This is a genomic window from Bradyrhizobium forestalis, assembly GCF_002795245.1.
In the GTDB taxonomy this organism is placed as follows: Bacteria; Pseudomonadota; Alphaproteobacteria; order Rhizobiales; family Xanthobacteraceae; genus Bradyrhizobium; species Bradyrhizobium forestalis.
The window spans coordinates 1-1320 of sequence record NZ_PGVG01000115.1 but is presented as its reverse complement, the minus strand read 5'-3'; the positions used below and the strand labels follow the sequence as shown (position 1 = coordinate 1320).

Below are 1320 nucleotides of genomic sequence, written 5' to 3'. Positions count from 1 at the left end.
ATGGGTCCCGGATTGCATGTTGTTGGCGTCTTCCTGATGGAAGATCTGACGCCGGCGGGACCTCGCGGTCCCGGAAGATCTTGACGATCGTGCAGATCTGGAGGCCCGCCGGCGCTTCTGGGTCCGGGCACGAACGGTAGAGAGGGCTATTCGCCCGTTTGCAATCCAGTGCTCGCTCCGGACCCGACTAAGATGTGGGAGGTCGGTATGAGCGGCAAGCGTGTCATTGGAATCGATGTCGGCAAATCCTGGTTGGATGCGGCCGCGGAAGGCTGCGAGCGAGTGCGGCGGTATGGCAACGATGCGGCCGCAATTGCGGCTTTAGTCGAGCAGCTCGATCCCGCTGAGGACCTCGTGGTATTCGAGCGCACCGGTGGCTGGGAGCGGAATCTGGAAGCGGCGCTGGCGGACAGGATGATACCGTGGGCCGTCGTTCACTCGCAGCGGGTTAAGGCCTTCCGCCAAGTGCGAGGAATCAAGGCCAAAACAGACCGGATCGATGCGCGGTTGCTGCGAGACTATGCGCGCGACCGCTGGAATGCCGGTGCGCTGCGCCTGGGCCGCCGGGAAGATGTCACGCTGGATTGCCTGATGGCGCGCCAGCGGCAGCTCAAGGCCATGCGGCATGCGGAGGCCTGCCGCCTGGCAACCGCGCCATTGGACGCGGTCCGCAGCTCGATCGAGCACATGATTGCCCATCTGGACGAGGCCCTGGCAGCGACTGCTGCCGAGCTTGCTCGGCACGAGGACGAGCACCCGGGGCTCGCCCTCAAAGAAGAGGTTCTGTGTAACCAGATCGGCGTTGCCGAACAGACCGCACGCGGCCTGCTGGCGCTGCTGCCGGAACTCGGCAGGTTTGGCTGCAAGGAGATCACTGCGCTCGGCGGACTGGCTCCCCGCGTTCACGAGAGTGGGAGCATCCGCAAGCGCCGCGGGCTGGCACCTGGACGCACGTCAATCAAGGTTGTCCTGTTTAATCCAGCGCGCACGGCAATGCGGTTCGACCCGCAGATCAAGGCGTTCTGTAGCCGGCTGCGGGCACGGGGCAAGCCCGGCAAGGTGATCATGGTTGCTGTGATGCGCAAAATACTGGTGCGACTGAACGCTCAGTTGCGCGATGCCATGGCCAAGGCTCCCGCTGCAGCCGCAGCACGCTGAGGCGTCGATCACGGCAGCCCATCGCGGCATCGGGCGTAGATAGTCAAGGCTGGCCGAAGGCCACCGCCGAAAGGCGGGGCGCAGCCGCCTTGACTACCGAGCACGATGCCGCATCCTCTGCGTTCGATCGATCCCTTGACACGCAAGACGGTAGATCTGCGC

1 protein-coding gene is annotated in these 1320 nt (G+C 64.5%); it reads left to right on the top strand.

Annotated features, from left to right (window positions below):
* Positions 1–207: 207 nt before the first annotated feature.
* Positions 208–1158, top strand: coding sequence for an IS110 family transposase (locus CVM73_RS38710; protein WP_158237662.1), 951 nt, complete (start codon positions 208–210; stop codon positions 1156–1158).
* Positions 1159–1320 lie beyond the last annotated feature (162 nt).

Excerpts from the sequence above, each read along its gene's own strand:
- CVM73_RS38710 (WP_158237662.1), top strand. The coding sequence starts at position 208 with ATGAGCGGCAAGCGTGTCATTGGAATCGATGTCGGCAAATCCTGGTTG.